The sequence below is a fragment of the Acinetobacter sp. YH16053 genome (assembly GCF_013417035.1).
Taxonomy (GTDB): Bacteria; Pseudomonadota; Gammaproteobacteria; order Pseudomonadales; family Moraxellaceae; genus Acinetobacter; species Acinetobacter towneri.
The window spans coordinates 1-24,952 of sequence record NZ_VPEP01000027.1; the positions used below are offsets into that span (position 1 = coordinate 1).

At 41.4% G+C, this 24,952-nt stretch carries 29 protein-coding genes and 1 pseudogene; 10 read left to right on the plus strand and 20 right to left on the minus strand.

The annotated features are described in order from the left end of the window. Positions 1 to 304 precede the first annotated feature (304 nt). The 3 genes from FTV43_RS13060 to def form a co-directional block, all read right to left on the minus strand. A complete protein-coding gene (locus FTV43_RS13060; protein WP_179995671.1) occupies positions 305 to 2,332 on the minus strand; it encodes a TonB-dependent copper receptor in 2,028 nt (675 codons plus the stop codon). Between the two features lie 63 nt (positions 2,333 to 2,395). Further along, positions 2,396 to 2,824 (minus strand): DUF2946 family protein, encoded by a 429-nt coding sequence (locus FTV43_RS13065; protein WP_104853276.1) that lies wholly within the window; start codon positions 2,822 to 2,824, stop codon positions 2,396 to 2,398. Positions 2,825 to 2,939: 115 nt separating this feature from the next. Next, a complete protein-coding gene (def, locus tag FTV43_RS13070) occupies positions 2,940 to 3,470 on the minus strand; it encodes a peptide deformylase (RefSeq protein ID WP_004970115.1) in 531 nt (176 codons plus the stop codon). A 121-nt stretch (positions 3,471 to 3,591) separates the two neighbouring features. Between def and FTV43_RS13075 the strand changes: the two genes are divergently transcribed. Genes FTV43_RS13075 through FTV43_RS13085 form a run of 3 tightly spaced genes read left to right on the plus strand, consistent with a single transcriptional unit; the run spans position 3,592 to position 6,608 of the window. Continuing rightward, positions 3,592 to 4,749 (plus strand): LysM peptidoglycan-binding domain-containing protein, encoded by a 1,158-nt coding sequence (locus FTV43_RS13075; RefSeq protein WP_004970116.1) that lies wholly within the window; start codon positions 3,592 to 3,594, stop codon positions 4,747 to 4,749. A 17-nt stretch (positions 4,750 to 4,766) separates the two neighbouring features. Continuing rightward, positions 4,767 to 5,990, plus strand: a complete 1,224-nt coding sequence (gene dprA / locus FTV43_RS13080) for a DNA-processing protein DprA (RefSeq protein ID WP_179995672.1) — start codon at positions 4,767 to 4,769, stop codon at positions 5,988 to 5,990. Positions 5,991 to 6,038: 48 nt separating this feature from the next. Beyond that, positions 6,039 to 6,608, plus strand: a complete 570-nt coding sequence (locus tag FTV43_RS13085) for an L-threonylcarbamoyladenylate synthase (RefSeq protein WP_179995673.1) — start codon at positions 6,039 to 6,041, stop codon at positions 6,606 to 6,608. A 34-nt stretch (positions 6,609 to 6,642) separates the two neighbouring features. Here the strand turns inward: FTV43_RS13085 and FTV43_RS13090 are convergent. Further along, positions 6,643 to 7,700: pseudogene (locus FTV43_RS13090) on the minus strand (RNA-guided endonuclease InsQ/TnpB family protein). 131 nt (positions 7,701 to 7,831) lie between these two features. Between FTV43_RS13090 and FTV43_RS13095 the strand changes: the two are divergent. Next, positions 7,832 to 8,125, plus strand: coding sequence for a hypothetical protein (locus tag FTV43_RS13095; RefSeq protein WP_228258776.1), 294 nt, complete (start codon positions 7,832 to 7,834; stop codon positions 8,123 to 8,125). Between the two features lie 84 nt (positions 8,126 to 8,209). On the opposite strand, the gene FTV43_RS13100 is transcribed toward FTV43_RS13095, so the two are convergent. Next, on the minus strand, positions 8,210 to 9,118 hold the full coding sequence (locus tag FTV43_RS13100; protein WP_096902732.1) for a DMT family transporter: 909 nt from the start codon (positions 9,116 to 9,118) through the stop codon (positions 8,210 to 8,212). A gap of 284 nt (positions 9,119 to 9,402) precedes the next feature. Here FTV43_RS13100 and FTV43_RS13105 point away from each other — a divergent pair, with 284 nt between their 5' ends. After that, a complete protein-coding gene (locus FTV43_RS13105; RefSeq protein ID WP_179995674.1) occupies positions 9,403 to 9,948 on the plus strand; it encodes a glutathione peroxidase in 546 nt (181 codons plus the stop codon). 324 nt (positions 9,949 to 10,272) lie between these two features. Then, positions 10,273 to 10,863, plus strand: a complete 591-nt coding sequence (locus FTV43_RS13110) for a hypothetical protein (protein WP_179995676.1) — start codon at positions 10,273 to 10,275, stop codon at positions 10,861 to 10,863. A gap of 79 nt (positions 10,864 to 10,942) precedes the next feature. Here FTV43_RS13110 and FTV43_RS13115 read toward each other — a convergent pair whose 3' ends face one another. From FTV43_RS13115 to FTV43_RS13160, 10 genes are all read right to left on the minus strand, one after another. Beyond that, entirely contained in the window at positions 10,943 to 11,362 is a 420-nt protein-coding gene (locus FTV43_RS13115) for a F0F1 ATP synthase subunit epsilon (RefSeq protein WP_004970132.1), read from the minus strand. 27 nt (positions 11,363 to 11,389) lie between these two features. Continuing rightward, positions 11,390 to 12,784, minus strand: a complete 1,395-nt coding sequence (gene atpD / locus FTV43_RS13120) for a F0F1 ATP synthase subunit beta (protein ID WP_004970134.1) — start codon at positions 12,782 to 12,784, stop codon at positions 11,390 to 11,392. Positions 12,785 to 12,813: 29 nt separating this feature from the next. Beyond that, complete coding sequence (gene atpG / locus FTV43_RS13125) at positions 12,814 to 13,683, minus strand: F0F1 ATP synthase subunit gamma (RefSeq protein WP_004970136.1); 870 nt, start codon at positions 13,681 to 13,683, stop codon at positions 12,814 to 12,816. 83 nt (positions 13,684 to 13,766) lie between these two features. Beyond that, entirely contained in the window at positions 13,767 to 15,311 is a 1,545-nt protein-coding gene (gene atpA / locus FTV43_RS13130) for a F0F1 ATP synthase subunit alpha (protein WP_019837172.1), read from the minus strand. A gap of 40 nt (positions 15,312 to 15,351) precedes the next feature. Then, on the minus strand, positions 15,352 to 15,888 hold the full coding sequence (locus FTV43_RS13135) for a F0F1 ATP synthase subunit delta (protein WP_004970141.1): 537 nt from the start codon (positions 15,886 to 15,888) through the stop codon (positions 15,352 to 15,354). A gap of 14 nt (positions 15,889 to 15,902) precedes the next feature. After that, positions 15,903 to 16,373, minus strand: coding sequence for a F0F1 ATP synthase subunit B (locus FTV43_RS13140; RefSeq protein ID WP_004970142.1), 471 nt, complete (start codon positions 16,371 to 16,373; stop codon positions 15,903 to 15,905). Positions 16,374 to 16,412: 39 nt separating this feature from the next. Then, positions 16,413 to 16,658, minus strand: coding sequence for a F0F1 ATP synthase subunit C (gene atpE / locus FTV43_RS13145; protein WP_000424060.1), 246 nt, complete (start codon positions 16,656 to 16,658; stop codon positions 16,413 to 16,415). Between the two features lie 85 nt (positions 16,659 to 16,743). After that, the gene (gene atpB, locus FTV43_RS13150) at positions 16,744 to 17,619 is read right to left on the minus strand and encodes a F0F1 ATP synthase subunit A (RefSeq protein WP_004970145.1); all 876 of its coding nucleotides are present in this window, start codon (positions 17,617 to 17,619) and stop codon (positions 16,744 to 16,746) included. Positions 17,620 to 17,722: 103 nt separating this feature from the next. After that, positions 17,723 to 18,121, minus strand: coding sequence for an ATP synthase subunit I (locus FTV43_RS13155; protein WP_004970147.1), 399 nt, complete (start codon positions 18,119 to 18,121; stop codon positions 17,723 to 17,725). Positions 18,122 to 18,293: 172 nt separating this feature from the next. Further along, entirely contained in the window at positions 18,294 to 19,133 is an 840-nt protein-coding gene (locus FTV43_RS13160; RefSeq protein WP_104852883.1) for a metal ABC transporter solute-binding protein, Zn/Mn family, read from the minus strand. Between the two features lie 135 nt (positions 19,134 to 19,268). On the opposite strand from FTV43_RS13160, the gene FTV43_RS13165 reads away from it, so the two are divergent. From FTV43_RS13165 to znuB, 3 genes are read left to right on the plus strand one after another with little or no spacing between them, the layout of a single operon-like run. Further along, positions 19,269 to 19,763 carry a transcriptional repressor gene (locus tag FTV43_RS13165; protein ID WP_004970151.1) on the plus strand — a complete coding sequence of 165 codons (495 nt, stop codon included), beginning with the start codon at positions 19,269 to 19,271 and terminating at the stop codon, positions 19,761 to 19,763. Beyond that, on the plus strand, positions 19,739 to 20,527 hold the full coding sequence (gene znuC, locus FTV43_RS13170; protein WP_131261255.1) for a zinc ABC transporter ATP-binding protein ZnuC: 789 nt from the start codon (positions 19,739 to 19,741) through the stop codon (positions 20,525 to 20,527). Before FTV43_RS13165 ends, znuC begins: the two co-directional genes overlap by 25 nt. Positions 20,528 to 20,530: 3 nt before the next feature. Beyond that, positions 20,531 to 21,331 (plus strand): zinc ABC transporter permease subunit ZnuB, encoded by an 801-nt coding sequence (gene znuB, locus FTV43_RS13175; protein WP_136144783.1) that lies wholly within the window; start codon positions 20,531 to 20,533, stop codon positions 21,329 to 21,331. Here znuB and FTV43_RS13180 read toward each other — a convergent pair. Together FTV43_RS13180 and FTV43_RS13185 are read right to left on the minus strand one after the other, a co-directional pair. Next, positions 21,328 to 21,726, minus strand: coding sequence for a hypothetical protein (locus FTV43_RS13180; RefSeq protein ID WP_179995675.1), 399 nt, complete (start codon positions 21,724 to 21,726; stop codon positions 21,328 to 21,330). The genes znuB and FTV43_RS13180 overlap by 4 nt on opposite strands. 111 nt (positions 21,727 to 21,837) lie before the next feature. Continuing rightward, on the minus strand, positions 21,838 to 22,458 hold the full coding sequence (locus tag FTV43_RS13185; RefSeq protein ID WP_131261258.1) for a LysE family transporter: 621 nt from the start codon (positions 22,456 to 22,458) through the stop codon (positions 21,838 to 21,840). Positions 22,459 to 22,617: 159 nt separating this feature from the next. Between FTV43_RS13185 and FTV43_RS13190 the strand changes: the two genes are divergently transcribed. Next, positions 22,618 to 23,538 (plus strand): Dyp-type peroxidase, encoded by a 921-nt coding sequence (locus FTV43_RS13190; RefSeq protein WP_131261259.1) that lies wholly within the window; start codon positions 22,618 to 22,620, stop codon positions 23,536 to 23,538. A gap of 37 nt (positions 23,539 to 23,575) precedes the next feature. On the opposite strand, the gene FTV43_RS13195 is transcribed toward FTV43_RS13190, so the two are convergent. From FTV43_RS13195 to FTV43_RS13205, 3 genes are all read right to left on the minus strand, one after another. After that, on the minus strand, positions 23,576 to 23,974 hold the full coding sequence (locus FTV43_RS13195) for a hypothetical protein (protein WP_368856087.1): 399 nt from the start codon (positions 23,972 to 23,974) through the stop codon (positions 23,576 to 23,578). Positions 23,975 to 24,072: 98 nt separating this feature from the next. Then, entirely contained in the window at positions 24,073 to 24,438 is a 366-nt protein-coding gene (locus FTV43_RS13200; protein WP_368856088.1) for a lysozyme inhibitor LprI family protein, read from the minus strand. Beyond that, complete coding sequence (locus FTV43_RS13205) at positions 24,422 to 24,895, minus strand: hypothetical protein (RefSeq protein ID WP_257224117.1); 474 nt, start codon at positions 24,893 to 24,895, stop codon at positions 24,422 to 24,424. The genes FTV43_RS13200 and FTV43_RS13205 overlap by 17 nt, the downstream gene beginning before the upstream one ends. Positions 24,896 to 24,952: the final 57 nt, after the last annotated feature.

A 24,952-nucleotide genomic window follows, 5' to 3' on the forward strand; every position in this document is an offset into this window, starting at 1 on the left:
CCAATCAACCAAGCTATTGTTTTTAAACAAGTTTTTATCAACATCACCGCCGATGGATGTGCATTATAGGTGAAATATTTCGCCTTGCAACACTTTTTGCAAAAGAAATATACTGGGTGTTTATTTTATAAACCCAAAAACACATAAATCATTGTTTTATATTGTAAATTTATTTTAAGAAAAATCTTCTTAATTCTTTAAAACCCAGCCATGAAACGTAACTCAATGTTTTATATGTAATTATTTTTATGCAAAAGCAAAAAGCAGAGCCGAAGCCCTGCTTTTGGTTTAAATAAAGTTCAAATTAGAACTTCATACTAATACGCGCCCAGTAGTTACGACCAATATTATTAAATTGCTGATCGGTTGGTAAACCTGTCCCTGATGCACCCATTTTGTTTAGATGCTCGGTATAAGTTTTATCCAAAACGTTATCAACACCCACAGACACATCAACACTTTTATTTAGGTTGTAACTGCCGTTTAAAGATAGTACGCCAAAGCCACTGCTCTCTTTCACATCATAACCCACGATATTTCCTTCACGCTCACTGATACGACTTTGACCATCTACTACACGTAATAATGCGCCTAAAGTATATTTATCCTGCACATAGCGCAGGTTTAAACGTCCTTCCAAAGGTGAAATTTGTGGTAACGGCGTATTGTCTGTGGTGTTTTCACCCCACGCATACATAGCGCTCACATCTGCCTGCAAAGCATCGGTAAATTGATAACCTATACCAACTTCTGTACCTGCAATCGTTGCATCCACATTTCGCGTTTCAGCTTTATTGTTTGCATTGTACTTAGTCAAGATAAAATCTTGAACCAAACCAACATAAGCCGATGCCCAAGAGCTGAATGCACCATGTTCATGCTGATAACCCAAATCAAGCTGAAGTGTTTTTTCAGTATCAATACTCTTAAAAGTATTGTCACTACCATTACCTTTAACAGGGCTAAACAATTCCCAATAATCCGGCATACGCTCTACATAACCCAAACCGACATACGTTTTGGCATCATGGTGCGGATGTTGATTTTCCAAACGAATAAAACCGCTTGGTAAGGTTTCTTTACGTTGTTGAGCCGTTTGTACTGCGTCTACTTCGACCTGATCAACACGTACACCTGTAACCAACTTATTATGATCGTTGAGTTGATAGCTCAACTCACCAAAACCACCATAAGATTGAAATTTCATATCTTTTAAGCGTGGCAAGGCATAATAAGCAATATTATTTTCAGTATCTGTCTTACGAATACTGTGTTCATTATTTTGGGTATCTAAGCCAGTAATAAATTGAAGCTTATCCCACTCATGTGTCACCGCCATACGCGCATTTAATGTTTTACGCGTCACATTGGTTGCTGTTTCTTTGGGCATCATTTTGGTTGGCTTAAACTGGCGCAGACTATAGTTGTCCATCACGTGATCATTAAAGCTATAGTTCACCTGTGCTTCAATTTTCTTAATCACATCGGTAATATTTTTCTTTTCTACACGTAAACCTAAACTTTCACGGTCAAATTCAGCACCATCCATTGGACGGCCCGCATAAACCACTTCAGCATCACCACGACCACCTGTCAGTTCTAGCCAAGTGTTTTCATCGGGTGTCCAACCTAAAGCGACATCAGCATTCCAACGCTCCCAATCTGAAGGAACAGTTGTACCATTACCATCTTTATAGCTATCTGCTACAGAACGGTTGGCGTTTAAACGGATGTATTTATGCTCATCACCCGCAGCCGCTTCAACATTATGATCTAAACGGCCAAATGACCCCATCAAGACACTGGCTTGGCCACGATAGTTTTGACCTTCATCAAATCGCTCAGGCTTACGCTCAAACAATACCGTTGCTGCCGAACCTGTGTTGGCATATTGCACCGTTTGCGGGCCTTTAATGACGGTAATTTCATCAAAACTTTCTGGGGAAATATAAGAGGTTGGTGAATCCATACGACTCGGGCATGCACCTAAGTTTTCAGAACCATCGGTTAAAATTTTAATACGTGAACCAAACATGCCGCGGAAGGTCACATCGCCATTGGTACCCGCACCACTGTTGACAGTACTAAAGCCAACGATGCTTTGCAAATAGTCTGCACCATCTGTGGCTGGAATAGGCTGAATGGGTTGTTTTGGATTGGCACGTACCACCAGACCATTAGCAGCATTGCCCTGTTGTGCGGTGGCAACAATTGGGGCAAGACTATGCGCACTGGCAGTCAAAACGGTTTGATCGGCAAAAGCACTGGCTGAATAACAGGCAACACAAACGGCAGCCGCAACAGGCTGTAATAAAAATTTAGGCTGAGCCATTTTATTTCTCACTTAAAACATAAATACAGTTAGGGTCAAAATAGACCCGAAAAAATCTTGAATTTATGCAAAGTGAGGCGGAGCACGTCCTTGCGGAAGTAAAAAGAGTTGCTGAAGTGCAAACCAAACGTGTTGGAAACGTTTTTGGAATGCCAAAAGGCGCACTTGAATACGATCAAGCACTTCTTTCAGCTCTAATTCAGGTGGTAGGACTAAATTGCCATATACCGTACAGTACTGACATTGATGTGAAGCATCGTGATGATGATGTTCGTTTTGTGTCGTAACTTGTTGTTGATCTGCATGTAGATGTGAGCTGTGCACATCATGCCCCACAGCAGTCATTGTTTTGTGTGGCAATAAAAGTGCACGCGTGATGGTTTCACAGACTGGCGCAACTTGATATTGCTCAGGCAGCAAAGGCTGTAAAAAAACAGCAATCTGTAAAAAAACTGCGATAAATGAAAGCAGTAAACCACTACGCAACAACAAAAACATCTATCCTGAATTTGTGTGGCACAAGTATAACAAAGCCCAATCGAAATTGGGCTGATTTTTAGGCTTTGGTCTAAACTTGCGCGTCTAGTCTTCTTGATTGTTCTACGTCTTAACGCTTGACCGCGACTTTTTCTTTCTGACGCTGGCGCACTACTTTTTCGACTTTTTCACGGGCACGCTGACGCTTGAGCGGCGATAAATAATCGACAAATAATTTGCCATTTAAGTGATCCATTTCATGTTGGATACAAACAGCGAGAAGTTCATCCGCTTCTAGCGCAAAGGATTGGCCCTCAAGGTTAATCGCTTCAATTTTTACACGTGACGGACGCTCAACTTTGTCGTATATTTGAGGCACTGACAAACACCCTTCTTCATACGGTTGGGTCTCTTCAGTCAATGCGGTAACTTTGGGGTTAATGAAGACCATGGGTTGATCTTTATTTTCAGATAAATCCATGACAATGAGCTGAATATGATGATCGACCTGTGTGGCTGCCAGACCAATTCCTGGTGCGGCATACATCGTTTCAAACATATCTGCAGCCAGCTGACGAATTTCGTCGGTGACTTCTTCGACGGGTTTGGCAATGGTACGCAAACGGGGATCCGGGAAACTTAAAATAGGTAATAAGGCCATAGGACGTCCTCACTGATATGCCATTGATCAAAAAACCGAATGAAGGAATGCTTCATCAAAAAAATGTGTGTAAGATCGTTATTATAACGCAACTACATACATAATTTTAGGAATTATGATAATGAAAAAGGTTTTGACAGACACATCCTCTTTTCGTGTCTTGGGGTTTAAAAAGCAAGTTTTAGCACTCGCGGTATGTCTCATAGTGGGACTTGGTGCGATCAGTGTGGCTGAAGCAGCACCTGCACGAAACATCAATCCGCCTGCCTTAAAAGCCAGCGCACCAAATGTGTATGTGGTAAAAAAAGGCGATACCTTATGGGATATTTCCAAAAAATTCCTGAACAACCCATTACGTTGGCCTGAAATTTGGGCAAGTAACCGTCACGTAAAAAATCCTCACTGGATTTTCCCGGGTGACCGTTTATTAATGTGTACCTATGAAGGTCGTCCAATTATTGGTAAAGATGAAGGCGATGGCTGTGAAGGCATTATTCGTCGTTATGCAGGCAAGAGCACCAATTTACAGCCGCAAATTCGCGTGGAGTCTTTAAATAATACCATTCCTGTGATTCCACTTGACTACATCAAACACTGGTTAGAGCGCAGCAGCATTATTGCCGCAGATGCGTTACAAGGCACACCATATATTTTAGGTACTTCTGATCAACGTGTTTTAGCTGCTAAAGGTCAAAGTGTGTATGCACGTGGTGCAGGTCTGGAAGTAGGTCAACGCTACGGTGTATATCGTGAAGGCGAACCGTACATGCTGACCGATGCCAATGGTCAAAAATTCAATGCAGGCATTGAACTCACTCAAGTTGCTGCAGGTATTGCAGTACGTGGTGAAAATGACATCACCACACTTGAATTGACCGATACCTACAATGCCGAAGTGCGTCGTGGTGATCGCGTCTTACCAATTTATGACCCAATGCTGCCAACCTTGTTCTACCCAACGCATGCTGAAAATGTCAGCACAGGTGGTCAGGTGCTACGTGTGATGGGTTCGATTGGTACTGCAGCAAAACACAGTGTTGTGGCAATTGATCGCGGTACATTACATGGCGTGCAATCTGGTCATGTGTTTAGCGTAGCGCAAAAAGGCGAAGTGGTCACCGACCCGAAAACCAAAGAACGTGTTCAGCTTCCGGGCGAACGTATTGGCAATATCATGGTCTTCAAGAGCTTTGACCACATTAGCTATGCCTATGTTTTAGACAGTGAATTACCAATTAAAGTCGGTGCGAGCTTACAAGCACCACGAATGGACGACTAAAACGGTTTAAGATGGTGATGTTGAATTCATTCAGCCCACAGCAAATCAACTACATTTTGTTGTGGTATTTGGTTCAACATTCACTGTCTAGTTTTTCCAAGCTCGTACAACATTATGGTTCCGTGGCTGCCGCAGTGCAGCCCGAACACCTCCTCACATGGTCAGATGTGCGCATTCATGCCAACCATCTACAACGCGCCAAAGAATATCTCAGCCCAACAGGGCAACTCGCCTTTGAACAATGTCTGAATCAACTGCAACAGCAGTGCGATTTTATTCAAACTTTGGACGATGCGGACTATCCCAATCAGTTACGACCCTATTCCAACAAGCCACCCATTTTATTTGGGCAAGGCAATGCACAGGCTTTGTTGCAAGCGCAAATTGCGATTGTCGGCAGTCGCAAAGCCAGCCCGCATGGTCGGCAAGTGACTTATGATTTTGCTTATTATTTAAGTGAACAAGGGTTCTTTATCAATAGTGGTTTGGCACAAGGTATTGATGAAGCCGCACATCAAGGTGCTTTGCAACATCAACGTACCATTGCAGTCATGGGCACAGGTTTGGACAGCACTTATCCAAGTGCACATCACAGCCTGCGCCAAAAAATTGTAGAATCTGGTGGTGCCGTGATTACGGAGTTTTTACCACAGACTAAGCCCTTACAGCAACATTTTCCACGACGTAACCGTATTGTCAGTGGATTAAGTTTAGGCGTGATTGTTGCTGAAGCCAGTTTAAATAGTGGCTCGCTGATTACCGCGAAACTAGCAGCGGAGCAAGGCAAATTGATTTTTGCGATTCCTGGACATATTTACAGTGAATTTCATCAGGGTTGCCATCAATTGATTCGTGAAGGTGCAATTTTGGTCGATCATCCTGAACAAGTGATTGAAGATTTAGCTCTACCCACCCAATGGCAATATCAACAAAACCAAATTGTATCAAACCAAGATCAGGTTACAGCAGCTTCAACAAAAGCAAAGTTATCTACGCCACCAACTGAAACAACGCTTCCAACCATCACAACCAAAACAGCAGATACAAGTACACCACACATTCCTGAGCATTTATTAGCGCTATATCAACAATTAGATTGGGTTGGAGAAAGCATTGATCACTTGGCACAGCAACTAAATTTAGATATTGCCACACTCACCAGCGCATTAATGGAACTGGAACTCATGGGCTTCTGTTTACAACAATCAGGTTTATATCTGCGTTGTCGTCCACACAAATAAGGTTCACAATAAGCGCCTATTTCACGTTTCTGTTTAGGTAAAACTCCTATGATTACAACCTCTGTCACCGAAGCCGCTGCATGTCTACAACAAGGACAGGTATTGGCCTATCCTACAGAGGCCGTTTGGGGATTGGGATGTGATCCATATAATCAACAGGCATTTTTGGAAATTTTACGTCTAAAACAGCGTCCGATTGAAAAAGGTGTGATTTTACTGGCAGGACATCTATCACAAGTGGAGCATTTACTGCAGGATTTAAACCCCGAAATGCGAGACCGCGTGATTGCATCATGGACGAATACTCATCCCACAGATCGAGCGACCACATGGCTATTACCCAGCACATCTGCTATTCCAGAGTGGATTACAGGTCAACACCCCAAAGTGGCGGTGCGCGTAACCAATCATCCTTTATGTATGGCGTTATGCCATGCCTTTGATGGCTTTATTGTATCGACCAGTGCCAATCCTGCGGGACTTGCCCCTGCACACTCTTTGCAAGAGACAACGCAATATTTTCAACAACAATTGCACTACTTAAATGGTGATTTGGGTTTAAGTCAGCAACCTAGCCGTATTTTAGATGCAGAGAGTGGGGCAGTGATTCGCGCCTAGCTTTAGACAAATTTTAGTTGACATCCTCCCCGACCTAAAGGACGGAGATTCCTACTGCTAGACGCTCATGCCCGAGCGCAAGAATATTCAGTGCGGAATTTACATCCCGATCATAGAGCGTACCACACTCCACACACTGCCATTCTCTTATTCCAAGTCCTGCTCTACCTTCCGGACTACTGGAGCGTGAGCCACAGCACGAACAAATTTGGGTGGTATAGGCTTCATTGACTTCTTCATAACATACCCCTGCGTTCTCGCATTTATACTTGAGCATGGTTCTTAGTGTTGTCCAACTGGCATCTAGCACTGATTTAGCCAATCTGGTTTGTGCTAATGCTTTGGCATTCACGTTGCCAACGAAGATGGCTGCATGTTCATTCACCAGTTTTCGGCTGAATTGATGCAGCATGTTTTGTCTTACATTTTTAATCTTGGCATGGATGGCTTTGACACGTTTCTTATTTTTTGCACGTTGAGCAATACCAAGTTTTTGTTCATATTGCCGATAGATTTGAGGTGCTTTAAGTTTTACGCCATCTGAACAAGTCGCTAAATCTTTTAAACCTAAATCTATGCCAAGTGAGGTTTTAGCGTTGTTTTTTCTATTTTGACTGCATCAACTACAAGACAAACATACCAACGTCCACGACTATCTTCTACGAATGTGCCTGTTTTGATATTGTATTGACTTAATCCGTAACTACCCCATAGTTTAAATTGATGCTTGCCATATTCAACATAGCCATCAGCATATTTGATTGCAACCTTTTTAAACGGTATCCAACCCAGTGAACGTCTAGCTGATTTTTTATTACTGACACGCCATTTTAGTTTTGCTTTTTTGAACTGCTTGCGTCTTGTGACCAATTCTTCTGTCACTGCCTGAATAGTTTGACTGTGCAAGTTGCATTCTTTCGATGTGCCTTTCGTGTATTTTGCAAGGTCGTATGCTGAAAAGAATTGTTGTTTACGTTGTAGATGCTTAAAACACAAATCATTGACATAATTCCAGACAAAATTTACTTCGGATGCTAACTGATTTAGCACCTTGCAATGTTTGTCTTTTATGCGTAATTTGAGTGTCTTCATCCAATTATTTTAACAGTATTTTTCTTAATAGTGACTATAGTACAAGTATTTAAAACGACATTTCGTGTCGTTCATATGGTTTACTCCAGTCGCTTATATCCTCGTGCTGAACCACGAGGTTTTTCGCTCCAGTGGATAAAAAAAAGCTCAACCATATAGGGATGGTTGAGCATAAAAAGGATGTGTATAAAAGCACATCCAGAGGGTTTGAAAATCTTGCTGCAAATGATATTTCACTGATTATTGAATACTGTGGATCATTTTCAGTACGTGAATTATGGAGTAATTTAGTCGACTATACAAATAGATTTTTCCTATTAATCCAAGACAAATATTCAATGAAAGATTCATCTTTTTTTCTTAACAATTTAAATTATCTTACTATTTTTACAATTATTTTAGAAAAATTAAAAAAACTGTCATAACTCATAACACTCAATACTGTATAAATTTTGAATAAAAGGCATTTTAAATACACCTTTATGTGATCAAAAAAACACCAATTAAACTCAACTTTTTGCTTGAATGTGTACGCGTGCTTTCATTTGTGCCAACACAATACCCGTTAAAATAATCAATCCACCGATACTGTGATAACTCCCCCACACTTCTGCCAACCAAAAATATGCAATGATAGCCGTGAAAACAGGCATCAAATTCATAAAAATACTGGTGCGATTTGGCCCTAAATATTGAACGGCCAACATCCATACCAAAGGTGCAATAATTGAAGGAAATATACCTGCATACAGCACACTTAAACCATTTTGGCTATTTAAATGATCCAAGCCGAACCACAAAATAAATGGCAGATGGTAAAGTAAGGCGAATATAATTTGCACATAAAGACTCAGCATGAGCGGCAATTTTAAATTCCATTTCTTTAAAAACACCCCATAAAAGGCGTAAAAAAATACCGCCAAAACCATGAGCATATCGCCCGCATGTCCTGTCAGCTGACTGAGTTGACGCAAATCTCCTTGTGCAATCACATACAACAAACCCGAAAATGAAATAATGCAGCCCAAAACCGCAAATCGTGTCGGAATGTCTTTTAAGATCAGCAATGAAACCAAAACCGTAAACATGGGAATAAACGCATTAATAATGCCCATATTGGTTGCAGTGGTGTAATTGGCTGCGGTATAGCTTAGACCTTGATACAGCACCAAACCAAAAGCACTAAGCACTGCCAACTGTTTCAAATGTGGACGAATCAACTCACGCTGCTGCCAAACTTTGGGCAATATCCACGGGGTTAAAATCAGAAAAGCAATCAACCAGCGATAAAAACTGATACTGACGGGTGAAATATACTCCGCCACATACCTCGTTACTGCAATATTTAAAGACCAAATCAATACCGCAATCAATGGCAATAAAATTGCCCAAAATACGCCTTTATCTGACCGTATCATGTATTCATCATCCTTGTTGTACCAAACAGCATACCTGCTGTGAAACCCTTTTCTATAATGACTTGTGATGCAAAGTGCTAAAAACCCAGTGTCTATTTATGGCACTTTTCGCTCGATTTATCCATCAATAAAATAAAATGCAGATACGAATTACATTTTTCTGCGCAATATCACGGCTATGCGGGATTCCATCAGTGTCATAAATTTCTTTGCTATAAAACTTGCTGTACCCAAAAATTACAGTTACAACAGTAGCGGTAAAATACAGATTCTAGGAAGCAACTATGCGCACTTCAGTTTATGACATTGTAGTAAAAACCAATCAGGGTACGGAAACCACATTAAATCAATATGCAGGAAAAGTGTTGTTGATCGTGAACGTGGCATCAAAATGTGGCTTAACCCCGCAATACGAAGGCTTACAGCAACTCTACGCAGCAAAACAGGCACAAGGCTTAGAAATTTTAGCCTTTCCATCGAATGATTTCTTGGCACAAGAACCGGGCAGCGATACAGAAATTCAGGAATTTTGCTCACTGAATTATCAGGTGAGTTTTCCATTGTTTGCTAAAATTCCAGTCGTGGGTGCAGAAAAACATCCTCTCTACACGGCTTTAACGCAAGCAATTCCTGAACGTATTGGTGAAGGCCCATGGTGGAAAGATTTGGTTGATTACGGCTTAACCCCAAATGAACCACCTGAAGTATTGTGGAACTTTGAAAAGTTTTTGGTGAATAAACAAGGTGAAGTGGTGGCGCGTTTTGCCCCAGATTTAACCGCAGATGACCCGCGCATTGTAGAAGCGATTGAGGCTGAATTGGCTAAATAATTTTTTTATTCAGCAAGTTAAAGAGTTCTTTCATAAATTCTCTTTAAATCAATAATTCAGCTCCCCCATCCTCTTGCGGAATATATTCCTCATCCTGAGCCATATATGGCGCAAGAGAAGGGACTATCAATATCAATTCGACTCAATTACTTATGATCATTTTTCATTTATGAAAGATGTCTAATACATAGGAGTTTCTTTAAAACTCCTATTTTTTGATTTAGACAAAAAAATTAAGATTTGTTATTGCTTTGCAACAATCTGTTTTTTATTCATATTTTCGTTTTATATTCATTCTCAATGAGTACCAAAAATCACATGAATATGAAAAATGTATCTTCGAAGACACTACTTCCGTTTGCACTATTGAGTTCTGCCTTGCTACTCAGCGCCTGTGATCAAATGAACACGCCGCAAACGCAAACAACTAATCAAGATGATTCCAGCGCATCATCCAACAGCAATACAAACCCAACCAACACTCCATTAAGCAGTGGCAATATGTTCTATATTGTGCGCGATGTGGCTGATCTACAGCTCAAAGCGGGTCAATATGTCGAACAACTGAATCAAACCAAGTCTGAATTGCAAACCGCTGTAGATGCGCAAGATCCACAACAATTACAAATTGCAGCGACTCAATTACAACAGCAGTTACAAGGCTTCAATCAAACACTAAGCAGCCTAGACTTAAAAACACAGGAAATTGATACCATCCGTCAAAACTTATTGGCTGCCAATCAGCAAGTTTTGGCTTCACCATTTTTAAATGGACAAGTCGATTTAAGCAAAGTGGACTTTAAGAAACTGGAACAGCAAATGGGGAGTATTCAAGCTGAAATGCTAAAGCTGGCGGGGATGATTTTACAGGGCGAATCGAATCAACCTACTGATACCACCAATATGGCATCCTAAGCAAAGATAAGACTTCAATTATAAACAGTATAAAAAAAGCCACTCTTTCGAGTGGCTTTTTTCAATCTTAAACCGACAATTAAAGTGCGCGGTTTTTGATTTTGCGGATGGTTTCCAACTGTGCAGCAGTTTCTGCCAAAGCAGCCAAAGCAGCAGCAGAGTCCAAATCGCTCTTTTGATTTGCCAACAATTGTTCAGCGTGTTTACGCGCTTCAATAATTGCCGCTTCATCTAAGTTTTCTGCACGAACTGCAGTATCTGCAAGAATCGTAACAACATGCGGTTGAACTTCTAGAACGCCACCAGATACATAGATTAATTCTTCTGTACCATTTTCCAGCAGAACGCGGATTGCACCCGGCTGAAGCAAAGTTACCAGTGGTGCGTGACCCGGCATAATACCGAGTTCACCGCCAGCACCTTTTGCAATTAGCATAGTCACAGTGCCCGAGTACAAAGACTCTTTTACACTTACAACATCACATTGCATAGTCGCCATGAGAATCTCCTAAATTAGAGCTGCTAATTAAAGTTTCTCGGCTTTAGCAATCACTTCGTCAATACCACCAACCATATAGAACGCTTGTTCTGGGATATGATCGTATTCACCAGCTAGAAGACCTTTAAAGCCACGAATTGTATCTTTAAGCGGTACAAGTTTACCAGGCGCGCCAGTAAATACTTCAGCTACGTGGAACGGTTGAGAGAAGAAACGTTGGATCTTACGTGCACGGTATACAGTAAGTTTGTCTTCTTCTGACAATTCGTCCATACCAAGAATTGCGATAATGTCTTTCAATTCTTTATAACGTTGAAGAACGTTTTGAACTGAACGAGCAATTTCGTAATGCTCAGTACCAACAACTAATGGATCTAACTGACGTGAAGTTGAGTCTAGTGGATCGATCGCAGGGTAAATACCTTGAGATGCAATATCACGGCTCAATACTACAGTTGCGTCTAAGTGCGCGAACGTTGTAGCAGGTGATGGGTCAGTCAAGTCATCGGCAGGTACGTATACAGCTTGAATAGATGTAATCGAACCAGACTTAGTTGAAGTAATACGTTCTTGAAGAACACCCATCTCTTCTGCAAGTGTAGGCTGATAACCTACTGCAGATGGCATACGACCTAGAAGTGCTGATACTTCAGTACCTGCTAGTGTATAACGGTAGATGTTGTCTACGAACAATAATACGTCACGACCTTTACCGTTCTCATCTTTTTGATCACGGAAGTACTCAGCCATAGTCAAACCAGTTAACGCTACGCGTAAACGGTTACCAGGCGGCTCGTTCATCTGACCGTAGACCATTGCTACTTTGTCAAGAACGTTAGAGTCTTTCATTTCGTGATAGAAGTCGTTACCTTCACGAGTACGCTCACCAACACCAGCGAATACAGATAAACCTGAGTGCGCTTTAGCGATGTTGTTGATCAACTCCATCATATTTACGGTTTTACCAACACCCGCACCACCGAACAGACCAACTTTACCACCTTTCGCGAACGGGCAAAGTAAGTCAATGACTTTAATACCAGTTTCTAAAAGGTCAGTAGAAGCCGCTTGTTCTGCATAAGAAGGCGCTTGACGGTGAATTGGTAAACGCTCTTCAGTTGCAACTGGACCAGCTTCGTCGATAGGGCGACCAAGAACGTCCATGATACGACCAAGTGTCGCTGTACCTACTGGTACAGAGATTGGCGCGTTAGTGTTAGTTACGTTCAAACCACGCTTAAGGCCTTCAGTAGAACCCATTGCAATAGTACGAACTACGCCATCACCAAGTTGTTGCTGAACTTCTAATGTAGTTTCAGTACCGTCAACTTGGAGAGCGTCATAGATCTTAGGAACGCTGTTGCGTTCAAACTCGACGTCGATAACCGCGCCGATGATCTGAATGATACGACCGCCACTCATTGCTGTCTCCTCAATTCAAACTAATAATGTTAAACGGCAGCGGCACCACCAACGATTTCAGAAATTTCCTGAGTAATCGCGGCTTGACGCAGCTTGTTATAAATAAGTTGTAGGCTCTTGATCAGTTCACCTGCGTTATCTGTTGCAGCTTTCATTGCAACCATACGCGCAGACTGTTCACATGCGATGTTTTCAATCACACCTTGATAAACCATAGACTCGATGTAACGAACCAATAAACCATTTAACAGCTCTTCAGCTTCTGGTTCATAGATATAATCCCAACCGTATTGACGGTTAAGAGTCTTGTTTTCTTCAGCAGATGCTAAAGGAACAAGTTGTTCGATTTTCTGATCTTGAGTCATGGCATTGACAAAGCCGTTTGACACGAGGTAAATGCGATCTAACTCGCCTTTATCGTACGCATCTAACATCACTTGCACAGAGCCAGATAACTGTTCAAGACTTGGCGCGTCACCTACGTTTGTAGTTGCACCAAGCACTTTACCGCCGTAGTTTTTAAAAAACGAAACCGCTTTTTGACCAATTAAAGCAAACTGAACTTCAATTGACTGCTCTTGTTGTTGCTGTACATGCTTTACAACTTTCTTGAACAAGTTAATGTTCAAGCCACCTGCCAAACCACGATCTGAAGACACGATGATATAACCAACGCGTTTTACAGGGCGTTCAATCATATAACGGTGTTTGTATTCAGGGTTCGCCTGTACCAAATGAGCAATTACACGGTGCATATTTTCGGCATACGGACGGCCTTGAGCCATGCGCTCTTGCGCACGACGCATCTTAGAAGCAGCAACCATTTGCATCGCGCGAGTAATCTTTTGCGTGCTCTTGATACTAGCAACTTTGGCGCGAATTTCTTTTAAATTTGCCATACGCTTAACCTAGTATTCGAAAGCCCTTTCAGGCTTCCGAAGGTTGATTCCGTGAACCAAACCCCTAACTAGCCAATGCTAAATTAGTAAGTTTGAGTCGCTTTAAAGCTTTCAATACCTGCTTTGATTGCAGCTTCGATGTCTTTGTTGAAATCACCAGTTTCATCGATTTGTTGCATTAACGCAGCATGTTCTGAACGGAAGTAAGAGATTAACGCAGCATCAAAGTCTACGATTTTCTTCACTTCTACGTCAGCCATATAGCCTTCGTTAGATGCATAAACTGAAACAGCTTGGTCAGCAATTGAGTATGGCGCATATTGTTTCTGCTTCATTAACTCAGTTACACGTTGACCATGTTCAAGTTGCTTACGAGTTGCTTCGTCAAGGTCAGAAGCGAACTGAGCAAACGCTGCCAATTCACGGTATTGCGCCAAAGCGGTACGGATACCACCAGACAATTTTTTGATGATCTTAGTTTGAGCAGAACCACCAACACGCGATACAGAAATACCCGCGTTCACAGCAGGACGAATACCCGCGTTGAATAATGATGTTTCTAAGAAGATCTGACCATCTGTAATCGAAATTACGTTGGTTGGTACGAATGCAGATACGTCACCTGCTTGAGTTTCAATAATCGGCAATGCAGTTAAAGAACCAGTTTGACCTTTAACTTCACCGTTAGTGAATTTCTCAACATAGTCAGCAGATACACGAGAAGCACGCTCAAGTAGACGCGAGTGTAGATAGAACACGTCACCTGGATACGCTTCACGACCTGGTGGACGACGTAAAAGCAATGAAATTTGACGATACGCAACAGCTTGCTTAGACAAGTCATCATAAATGATAAGCGCGTCTTCACCACGGTCACGGAAGTATTCACCCATTGTACAGCCAGAGTACGGAGCAAGATACAACATTGCTGCTGGATCTGCTGCTGCTGCTGCAACAACAGTGGTATACGCCATAGCGCCAGTTTCTTCTAGCTTGCGTACTACGTTTGCGATAGTCGATTGTTTTTGACCAATTGCTACGTATACACACTTAATGCCAGAGTTTTTCTGAGCGATGATCGCATCGATCGCCATTGCTGTTTTACCAGTTTGACGGTCACCAATGATCAACTCACGTTGACCACGGCCTACAGGGATCATGGTATCAACTGATTTATAACCAGTTTGAACAGGTTGATCCACTGATTGACGCCAAATTACGCCTGGTGCTACTTTTTCTACAGCATCAGTTAATTTTGCATCAATAGGGCCTTTACCATCAATTGGGTTACCCAAAGCATCTACCACACGGCCTAAAAGTTCTGGACCAACCGGAACTTCTAATACACGACCTGTGCAACGTGCTTTTTGACCTTCTTGAAGGCTTAAGTAGTTACCTAAAACAACGACGCCCACTGAATCCTGTTCTAGGTTCAGTGCCATACCAAATAAGCCGCCGTCGAATTCGATCATTTCACCGTACATTGCATCAGCAAGGCCGTGAATGCGCACAATACCGTCGGATACCATAACAATGGTACCTTCGTTTTTAGCGGTCGCGCTGGTGTCCAGATCGCCGATACGCTGTTTAATGAGCGCACTGATCTCGGATGGATTCAGTTGTTGCATTGCGCTATACCTCAATCTTTTATTAGTTCAGTCTTCGCAATTAAGCTAAAAGACGTGTCCGCATTTTTTCAAGCTTGTTAAGCGCAGAATCATCTATCACTTGGTCGCCTGCACGAATAACCACACCCGCAATTAACGCTGGGTTCACTTCTACAGAAACATTTACTGCCGCAGCGAAACGTTTTTCTAACGCTTGAGCAAGAATTTGTTCTTGTACAGAAGTCAATGGGAATGCTGATTCAATCACAACATCCACAGTATTGTTATTCTGTGATTTGAGCTGTTCGTATTCTGCTTGAATTTCAGGAAGCAAAGCCAAACGGTTGTTTTCAGCAAGCAATGTCAAAAAGTTTGACACTGCTGCAGTTTGGTCTTCACCTAAAACTTTGGCAAAAATACTCACCTGCTCAGCAGGCGTAAGCTCAGGGCGATTTAAGTAAGCTGAAAATGCTTCGTCTTGCACCGCAGCACTGAGCAAGTTAAGTGCTGTTGACCAATTGTCAGTTGCACCTTGCTCAGAAGCGTAAGCAAATGCTGCTTTAGCGTATGGGCGTGCCAACGTCAAGAGTTCAGCCATAATCTGCCTCTCTCTTAAAGTTTAGCAGCCAGCTGAGTCAGCATGGCATTGTGAGCTTCTGCGTCAACTTGCTGGCTAAGAATTTTCTCTGCACCAGTTACTGCAAGCGCAGCTACTTGTTGACGTAATTCTTCGCGAGCAGAATTGATTTCTGTATCAACAGCTTCTTTCGCTTGTTGACGAATACGCTCACCTTCAGCAGATGCTTGGGTACGCGCTTCTTCTACCAATTGTGCTGCACGACGATTCGCTTGTTCGATCAATTGAGCCGCTTGTGCTTTAGCTGCATCTAATTCAGCTTTCACTTGAGCTTGCGCATCGGCAAGATCAGCTTTGGCTTTCTCAGCTGCATTTAAGCCGTCAGCAATACGACGCTGACGCTCACTAATCGCATTGATTAGTGGTGGCCATACAAACTTCATGCAGAATGCGACGAAAATCGCAAATGCAATCGCTTGGCCAAACAATGTGAGGTTGATATTCATTGCAAATTCCTCAAATAGTGAATTTCGGAATTAAGCTGATTAACCTACAAATGGATTAGCGAAGATGAAGAACAAGCCAATACCAACACCGATCATAGGCACAGCATCAAGAAGACCTGCGATTAAGAACATACGAGTTTGAAGTTGTGGAGCCAATTCTGGTTGACGAGCAACAGCTTCAAGGAAGCGACCGCCTAAAAGACCAAAACCAATCGCAGTACCTAAAGCACCGAAAGCGATCAAGATAGCAGATGCAATTGCAACTAGACCTAAAGTGAGTTCCATGATAATTCCTCAGAGGTTAGGTTTTATACCAAATTAAGTTAAAAAATTGTGTGCCCAACCGCCCGATGACAGTTAGGCCATACCATTAATGCTTTTCGCTTGCCATGCTCATGTACACGATAGTCAACATCATGAAAATGAATGCTTGTAGCGTAATAATCAAAATGTGGAAAATCGCCCAAGGCACAGACAATGCCCACTGGATCCAGAACGGTAATAACGCGATAAGAATGAAGATTAACTCTCCCGCATACATGTTACCGAACAGTCGTAGAGCCAATGAAACTGGTCGCGCCAAGAAAGTAGTCAATTCCAACAATAAGTTGAATGGAATTAAAAGCACTTTAGCAACTGGATTACTTGGGTTGAATGGGTTAAGTGCCAACTCACCAACGAAGCCGCCAACACCTTTCTCACGAATACTATAGAAAATAATTAAGAAGAATACAGAAATAGACATACCTAAGGTAATGTTTGGATCTGTAGTCGGAACAATTTTAAAGTAAACCTGATGAGGGTCCACACCCAGCATAGATGCAATCGCCTGTTGAGCTACATAAGGAATAAAGTCAACAGGGATTAAATCCATCAAGTTCATGAGGAAAATCCACACGAAAATGGTTAATGCTAAGGGTGCAATTAATCGAGACTTCCCATGGAAGGTATCACGTACACTTGAATCCACAAACTCGATAATCACTTCAATTACTGACTGGAATTTACCAGGCACGCCTGAATTTGCAGCTTTCGCAACAATCCAGAACAATAAACAGAAGATCAGACCAAGTCCGATAGACCAACCCATTGAATCCAAGTGAATAGCAGTGAACCCCATCTGTTGAGCTTCTTCAGCAGACTCAGCCAACTTCCATGAACCGTCTGGCATTTTGCCATAGGTCATATTGGTCAAGTGATGCTTGATATACTCGGTCGAAGTAAGGGCATGTTCTTCAGCAGCCATAAATCACACCTGGTCAATGTAAAAAAACTAATAGAACAAACGAACATCGCGTGCTGCTTGATATCTCGCCTATTCCTGAAAAACTTTTCAATTTTTGCTGCGTTTAGACTCGTTTTTGTAATCGTGACACCCAAAATGGCGCAACCCACGACATGCTTTGAACGAGCATAAAACCACAAAACAATGCCACCGGGGATAACGGCTGTACATTGCTTAAAATTAAAATGAATCCTACGATCACGATTGCAAACTTACCGAGCATTCCTCTATACATGTTCGAAAGAACTTGTCTGGACGCTCGTGCACCTGCTGCTCGAAACGACTGCCATGAAAAATAACAACTTGCCAACCAACAAACACTAGCACCAAGTGCAGCGCTTAAGGCAGCCGTTGAGTCTTTCAAGACCCACGCTATCAGGGCTGAAACTGGAATCATGAATGCTTGTAAGAAGACCAAAGCTTTAGCTAATCGTCGGTCAATCAAGCGACTAGTTCGGCTCATTTTTTTATCCACTCACAGCATTAATGCTTGACAAGTTCAACTGATGATCGTTTTTTATCGCAGGCATTATAGAGTTAGCCCCCTGAACATGCAATCGTTTCCCGACCTTAGTCGTGTTTTTTTGCATGTTTGTCTCGGAATTGTCATATTTCAATTTTGCTTAAAAAACGCATCATTTTCGTGCATTTAATACACAAGCCTTGGTTTGCTTGGCTAATTGCTGCCACGCTTGCACAAAATCATCTGCACCGCGCATGCTTTCATCGACCTTTTGAAACACAATTGGATTCAATTTCATATACTGATTTTTACTGGCATGTCCTTCTGCAAGTAGGCACATTTTTGGATTTGGTCGGTGATCGTTTAAATATTTAATTTGTGCGACTGTTGGCGCAATATGCGGATCATTGGTCATCGACCCAGAAAATTCTAAATTTAAGGCACGTTCTAAATATTGATAGGCATCGTGATAAGCCCAATATGGCTGTACTGCTGTTTGAGTCTGAAACTGACTTGCACTTTTGAATAAACTCTGAGCGAAGGCACGTGCGTTGTTCCAATAAGCATCGCGATGTTCAGGCATTTGCTGAGAACGTAACGCGGCAATAAAGAAGCCGATACGCACCGCATTGTTTGGGTCTAGCCAGACATGGCTGTCTACTGTATTTTTTAATGCTGCACCACGTTCTGAACGCTGCGGCAAAGTTTTCATAATGCCCGTATCTAATAAAGCAATCGCTTTAGGATTTTGATGTAATACACGTTCTAGCGGTGCTTCATGCGCCTTACCTAGCCAAATAATTAAATCCGCATCTTGGATGATTTTTCGATGTGCAGGCGTGAGCGATACATCATGCCCTGTTTGATCTGCCAGTAATAACGTGGGTGTTTCGATATTTTGCGTGACTTTTTGGGCAATCAAATAGATAGGATGGGTAGACACCACCAAAGCCTGCGCCATGCTGACAGTACTGCATAACGCTAAAAGACAGAAACTAAATAAACGAAACATTGCGGCATATCACGAAAAATCGACAAATGTTATAATATAACAAATTTATAAAAATACCTACGTATAATCGAAACTAATAACGCTTCATGCTAAGATTTACTGTCGTTTTTCTTTTAAAGTTCAACTGGGGTGGCTATGAGCTTATGTTCGCACGAGCATCACAATGCATTACATGGCGTTCACGACCATCACAATGTCGATCAACGTCTTGCCGAAGCTGAAAGTTTATGTGCGGCAACAGGTGCTCGTTTAACACCGCTACGTAAAGAAGTGTTGGAACTCATTCTCAAGGCATCTGCACCAATGGGTGCTTATGATTTATTGGCGAAAATTAAAAGTGAGTCTGATCGTCCTGCAGCACCGCCAACGGTGTACCGTACTTTGGATTTTTTACTGGAAAAAGGACTAATTCACCGTTTGACTTCAATCAATGCATATATTCCTTGCTGTCATCCACGTGAAGGACACCAAGCGGCTTTTTTGATCTGTACTGAATGTAAAGTCGTTAAAGAAGCTTCAGCGCAAGGTTTATTAGAGCAATTAGATCAGTTGGCAGCCTCTGACCGCTTTAGCCCGCATCACAGCATTATTGAGATTTCTGGAAAATGTCAGCAGTGCAACAGCAAATAACCACTGCACCGCTCATCGCCTTGCACAATATTCAGGTGCGAATAGATGAGCGCGATATTTTAAAAAATGTCGATTTTGAATTACATGCACGTGAAATTGTCACGCTAATTGGCCCCAATGGCGCAGGAAAATCGACTCTAATTAAAGTCTTGCTTGGCATTGTCAAACCAAATGCAGGCAAGCTCGTAAATGCTCGCAAATTGACCTTTTCTTATGTGCCGCAAAAGTTTAATCCTTCACACAGCTTGCCTTTAAGAGTGAAAGATTTACTGGCTTTAGAAAAATGCCCAGACGCAATTAAAGCAGAAATTATCCGCGATACTGGCATTGCCAAACTGCAAGATTCAAAAGTACAACAACTGTCTGGTGGTGAGCGGCAACGGGTGCTATTGGCACGCGCCTTATTACGTCAACCTGATGTTTTAGTACTGGATGAGCCGATGCAAGGACTAGATATTCAGTCCGAAGCTGAACTGTATGACTATGTGCGCAACTTACCGAGCAAATATGGCTGTGCGGTGTTGATGGTGTCGCATGATTTGCAATGGGTCATGCAAGGTACGCATCGTGTGGTATGTTTAAATAAACACATTTGCTGTAGCGGTTTGCCCGAAAATGTACAGCAACATCCTGAATACCAAGCTATTTTTGGAACCAATCGGGTGTTTTATCAACATCACCATGAACACTGCGCCCATGGGGATCATGCCGAGCCTTGTCAGCATGATTCACGTCCTCATATTCACCCTGAACCGGAAGCTTAACCCATGATGGATTGGCTACAATTGCTGTTACCTGCATGGATCATGGGCAGTTTATTGGTATTTTTGACCGCCCCACTTGGCTGTTTAATGCTGTGGCGACGCATGTCCTTTTTTGCCGATACGATGGCACATGGTACGTTATTGGGTGTGGCGATTGCAGGGGCGTTGAGTTTGCCTCTGTGGATGGGCGTGACATTCTTGGCATTATTATTGGTGGGTGTTTTGTGGATTTTACATGATCCACGGTTGCCAAATGATGCATTATTGGCGCTCTGCTCTGCAACATTGCTCTGTTCAGGTTTGCTTTTTATTCAGCATATTCCAAGTTTGCGTCCTGAATTGCTGAGCTATTTATTTGGCGATTTACTCACCATTTCATGGGCAGATTTACCCGTATTTGCTTTGGTCATTATTGCAGCCTTAGCGGTACTCTATAAGTTTTGGCAGGCTCAAATTCAAATTGCAATTGACCCTGACATTGCAGTCAGTGAAGGTGTGAATGCACAATGGCAACGTCTGATTTTTATGTTGTTATTGGCATTATTTACAGTATTGGCTTTACGTGCAGTCGGCTCTTTATTGATGGGTGCATTGTTGGTGATTCCTGCCTTAACCGCACGTTTATTGGCTCACTCGCCTAAACAAATGGTGATTTGGGCGTTTATTGTGGCGCAAATTGCAGTCAGCGTAGGTTTATGGTCAAGTGCGGGCTTAAATATTTCGACAGGTTTAAGTATTGTGATGACTATGGCGATCATTTTTGCGGTGATTTTTAGCGTTCAAAAAGTCAGAACCATGGCTTAGTTTTTCGTTAATGAGTATCTATATTTTTGTATTGCAGCAATGAGCATTACGACTAAAAGTGGCAGCATATACACTATCCACAGTGCCATATCACTGTGAATCACTTGCTGTAAAAGACTCAATTGCTGCTGACTTTCTGAAACAGCATTCCAATCTATCTTTTGTAGATAAAACATTGCATGAATGGCAATCAACAACACAGCCGTAATATTAATCAACACCACACTTTGCCACACCGTATGTTTAAAATAAGTTTGCAAGGCGGCAAATACAAAAGAAAAAATCAAATTGATACTCAAATGTGCCATCAAAGCAATTGGCCAAAACACGCTATCTACTGAAAACTGAATTGCTAATCCAATTGCAATTAAAGTTGAAAAACTTAAAAGCAACATGCTGATCCACCAATGTTGCCAATAAAGTGCTCGCGGAATACATTTTATTTTCAACGTATGTCTCAATCTATTTTTATAATTACAGCGTACACTTTTGTGTAATTGAAGACATTACTGATGCACCAAACTCAACAAAAACGCAGCACCTGCAAACAATGCAGCAAAAGTACGATTCATAAATTTTTGCTGCTTCGGTGATCTTAACAAACGTAAAACTTTTGCAGCCAAGCCCGTATAGCCCGCCATCACAATCAAATCAATACTAATCATGGTCAGTGCCATAATTGCATATTGCGTCCATTGCGGTTTAGATAAATCTAAAAATTGCGGTAAAACTGCCAATAAAAACACAATTGCTTTGGGATTGCTCATATTAACCAGAAAGCCGTACATCACCAATTTTCCAGCAGATTTGCGCGTCAACTCATGCTGAATTTCAATCGACTGTGCAGGCGCTGCCCATTGCAAATACGCCAGATACAACAAATACGCCACACCAAACCATTTCACAATTAGAAATGCCCAAGGCGTTGTCGCAAATAATACCCCTGCCCCTGCGGCTACAATCGCAATTTGCAATAATAAAGCCAGTTGTAGACCAATCGCATTCCAATAACCATGTCGAAAACCATAACTCAAACCGCTCGACATCGAAGCAATCGCACCCGCGCCAGGTGAAACACTAATCACCCAACAGGCCAACATAAACGCAATCCAAACTTGATAAGACATATATCGCTGCTTTTCACAAGACAGTGCATTATATGATATTTCACTTAATCTCATGGCTAAAAACGTTGAATAAAATCGGGGTCGGGCTATTAAGCCTGCATGCAATCAGGCACAATAAAGTCAACTTTATAGAAAACAACAAATTTTCAGGAGCTATACATGACTGCCCAATCTGTAATTTTGCCACTACCTTCAGATCATGCTCGCTTTCTTGTACTTCGTTTAAAATACTTAAGCATTGCTGAATTAAAAGAAAAATTGGCTGACTTGTTTAGCACACGGGATCGTTTGATTACCCAACATCCACATGCCCAAATTAAAACTGGCGTTGCTTTTGGTCCTGAACTTTGGGCACAGCTCTATCAGCAATCTCCAGAAGGTTTTAAACAATTACAACCGATTCAAGGTGCGTACCCAATGCCTGCCGTGCCTGCAGATGTGATCATTCACCTCGCCAGTACACGTGCGGATATTTGCTTTGCACTTAGTCAGGCATTTTTTGAGGGGATTCAAGACAAAATTGAAGTCTTGGATGAACGGGTTTGTTTCCGTTATTTTGATGGACGCGACATGACTGGCTTTATTGATGGTACCGAAAATCCACAATTTCCAGATGATCGTGCCGAAGTTGCACTTTTAGGGGAAGATGCAGGCGTGTTTGCCGATGGTTCTTTTATTTTTGCACAGCGCTATTGTCACGATTTAGAAAAATGGAAAAAGCTCAAAGTCGATGCCCAAGAACACGTGATTGGACGCACCAAACTTGAATCGATTGAATTAGACGAAGATGTACAACCTGAAAATTCGCACGTTTCACGTACAGTCGTTGAAGATGATGCAGGCGATGAAATGGAAATTTTGCGCCACTCTTTACCTTATGGTGATGGCAAGGGCGATCAGGGTTTATTCTTTATTGCTTATACCAAAGATTTGAGCATTATTGATGCCATGTTAGAACGTATGTTTGGTACTTCAGGTGATGGCATCCATGACCGTTTATTGCACTTTGTGACTGCCATGGATGGCGCATATTACTTTGCCCCAAGTGAGGAGCTGCTAGAAGAAGTTTTGGAAGGTTAAGATAAAGAGGCCGACGAGAGTCGGCTTCTTGATTTTATTAAATGCAATTAATACCCTTTGCATCTAAATTTATTTTATTAAAAACTGTTGTCTTTTTAGTTTTTAAATTTAAATATTCTGCTTCATACAAGATATAGCCTTGTGACATAAATCTGTATTGTCCATTCACTTTATTGTCAATAATCTCTTGTTTTACCCTATAAACTTCAGGCTTGGCATTATCCCCCATATCCACTTCTTCAATCCTTAAAGTCGTAGATAGCTCAATTTTTTTCATGAATGGATAATACATAATTGAATTTATGTTAGGGTATTCACTAGGCACCAATAGAACAGATTTGCTACCACTACTAAAACAATAGTAATCTTTTTCTGAAAAATCAGCATGTACAGACCTTACTATGCCCAATGTTAATAATAAAAAATTACGAATCACTCGAAATACCTTTTATTTTTTTCAATGATTTTATGACACTACCAATCAACAGGTCTATTTTTATTGATTTTCAACTAAACCTATACTCGCTATTCAAATTATTTAATGTTTTCCAAATATTTGATTCTTTCTTTTGTCATCTCAATTTCACAGATCATTGCCTCAAAGTGACTTTCTCTTCCATAATTTTCTTCATCTACAATACAGGTTTTTTCTTTTAACTTAATCCATATTCTTTGAGAATTACGTAGCTTATTTTTTCTCGTAGTCGCTAAACAAGTTATTTTCTGATGATATAATTTATTTAACTTTTTATCATATTCCTTATATTCTTCTATATAACAATTTAGAATATCATTAAAAACCACACTACCAATAACACAATTATGCTCATTTGCATTACTATTTACCATGTAAATGATAGATAGTAGAAAAAAAATTATTTTTTTATTTATAACACTCACACTTCAGCCCTCTTTCAAATATAACCGCTTCTTCTCTCCGGCGACGTCCTACACCACTATTTCCGCTGGGTCCCGTTTTAGTCCATAATTTAGACATATCTCTAAAGATATTTGGTATGGTATTTACTTTATTATTTTCAAATGCTTCTTTAATTTGACGCATGTGCTTACGTGTAAGTTGTCCTTTTCTGTCATTCAAACTTATCCCTCGATTAAAGACCAAGGATAATAGAACTCCTTGACAATGAGGGTGTAATTCAAGTGTCTTGGGGTAAATAGTAAGGACTTGTTGTGCATATCTAGTTTTCAAAGCTGTCGCTAAATGTAATGCCTTTTCTTTCGAAATTCTTATATCTATCAATTTAGGAACCAATGCCGCAGCAGCAGAGAGATGGATCCGTAAATTTGAACAACTCCTATAAGTGATATTCTGCTCCTCAAATGATGTTATAAACATCAATATATGGAGTATTTTATGGCACGTAGACCAAGAAGAAATCATTCAAATGATTTT

Bases quoted from the DNA above. Each gene is read 5' to 3' on its own strand.
- atpA (WP_019837172.1), bottom strand. From the start codon at position 15,311: ATGCAACAACTGAATCCATCCGAGATCAGTGCGCTCATTAAACAGCGT.
- FTV43_RS13185 (WP_131261258.1), bottom strand. From the start codon at position 22,458: ATGTCTTATCAAGTTTGGATTGCGTTTATGTTGGCCTGTTGGGTGATT.
- atpG (WP_004970136.1), bottom strand. From the start codon at position 13,683: ATGGCAAATTTAAAAGAAATTCGCGCCAAAGTTGCTAGTATCAAGAGC.
- FTV43_RS13180 (WP_179995675.1), bottom strand. From the start codon at position 21,726: ATGTTGCTTTTAAGTTTTTCAACTTTAATTGCAATTGGATTAGCAATT.
- FTV43_RS13160 (WP_104852883.1), bottom strand. From the start codon at position 19,133: ATGTTTCGTTTATTTAGTTTCTGTCTTTTAGCGTTATGCAGTACTGTC.
- FTV43_RS13105 (WP_179995674.1), top strand. From the start codon at position 9,403: ATGCGCACTTCAGTTTATGACATTGTAGTAAAAACCAATCAGGGTACG.
- atpD (WP_004970134.1), bottom strand. From the start codon at position 12,784: ATGAGTGGCGGTCGTATCATTCAGATCATCGGCGCGGTTATCGACGTC.
- FTV43_RS13100 (WP_096902732.1), bottom strand. From the start codon at position 9,118: ATGATACGGTCAGATAAAGGCGTATTTTGGGCAATTTTATTGCCATTG.
- atpB (WP_004970145.1), bottom strand. From the start codon at position 17,619: ATGGCTGCTGAAGAACATGCCCTTACTTCGACCGAGTATATCAAGCAT.
- FTV43_RS13165 (WP_004970151.1), top strand. From the start codon at position 19,269: ATGAGCTTATGTTCGCACGAGCATCACAATGCATTACATGGCGTTCAC.
- FTV43_RS13110 (WP_179995676.1), top strand. From the start codon at position 10,273: ATGAAAAATGTATCTTCGAAGACACTACTTCCGTTTGCACTATTGAGT.
- dprA (WP_179995672.1), top strand. From the start codon at position 4,767: ATGTTGAATTCATTCAGCCCACAGCAAATCAACTACATTTTGTTGTGG.
- FTV43_RS13135 (WP_004970141.1), bottom strand. From the start codon at position 15,888: ATGGCTGAACTCTTGACGTTGGCACGCCCATACGCTAAAGCAGCATTT.
- def (WP_004970115.1), bottom strand. From the start codon at position 3,470: ATGGCCTTATTACCTATTTTAAGTTTCCCGGATCCCCGTTTGCGTACC.
- FTV43_RS13155 (WP_004970147.1), bottom strand. From the start codon at position 18,121: ATGAGCCGAACTAGTCGCTTGATTGACCGACGATTAGCTAAAGCTTTG.
- znuC (WP_131261255.1), top strand. From the start codon at position 19,739: ATGTCAGCAGTGCAACAGCAAATAACCACTGCACCGCTCATCGCCTTG.
- FTV43_RS13140 (WP_004970142.1), bottom strand. From the start codon at position 16,373: ATGAATATCAACCTCACATTGTTTGGCCAAGCGATTGCATTTGCGATT.
- FTV43_RS13190 (WP_131261259.1), top strand. From the start codon at position 22,618: ATGACTGCCCAATCTGTAATTTTGCCACTACCTTCAGATCATGCTCGC.
- FTV43_RS13085 (WP_179995673.1), top strand. From the start codon at position 6,039: ATGATTACAACCTCTGTCACCGAAGCCGCTGCATGTCTACAACAAGGA.
- FTV43_RS13075 (WP_004970116.1), top strand. From the start codon at position 3,592: ATGAAAAAGGTTTTGACAGACACATCCTCTTTTCGTGTCTTGGGGTTT.
- FTV43_RS13060 (WP_179995671.1), bottom strand. From the start codon at position 2,332: ATGGCTCAGCCTAAATTTTTATTACAGCCTGTTGCGGCTGCCGTTTGT.
- atpE (WP_000424060.1), bottom strand. From the start codon at position 16,658: ATGGAACTCACTTTAGGTCTAGTTGCAATTGCATCTGCTATCTTGATC.
- FTV43_RS13205 (WP_257224117.1), bottom strand. From the start codon at position 24,895: ATGTTTATAACATCATTTGAGGAGCAGAATATCACTTATAGGAGTTGT.
- FTV43_RS13115 (WP_004970132.1), bottom strand. From the start codon at position 11,362: ATGGCGACTATGCAATGTGATGTTGTAAGTGTAAAAGAGTCTTTGTAC.
- znuB (WP_136144783.1), top strand. From the start codon at position 20,531: ATGATGGATTGGCTACAATTGCTGTTACCTGCATGGATCATGGGCAGT.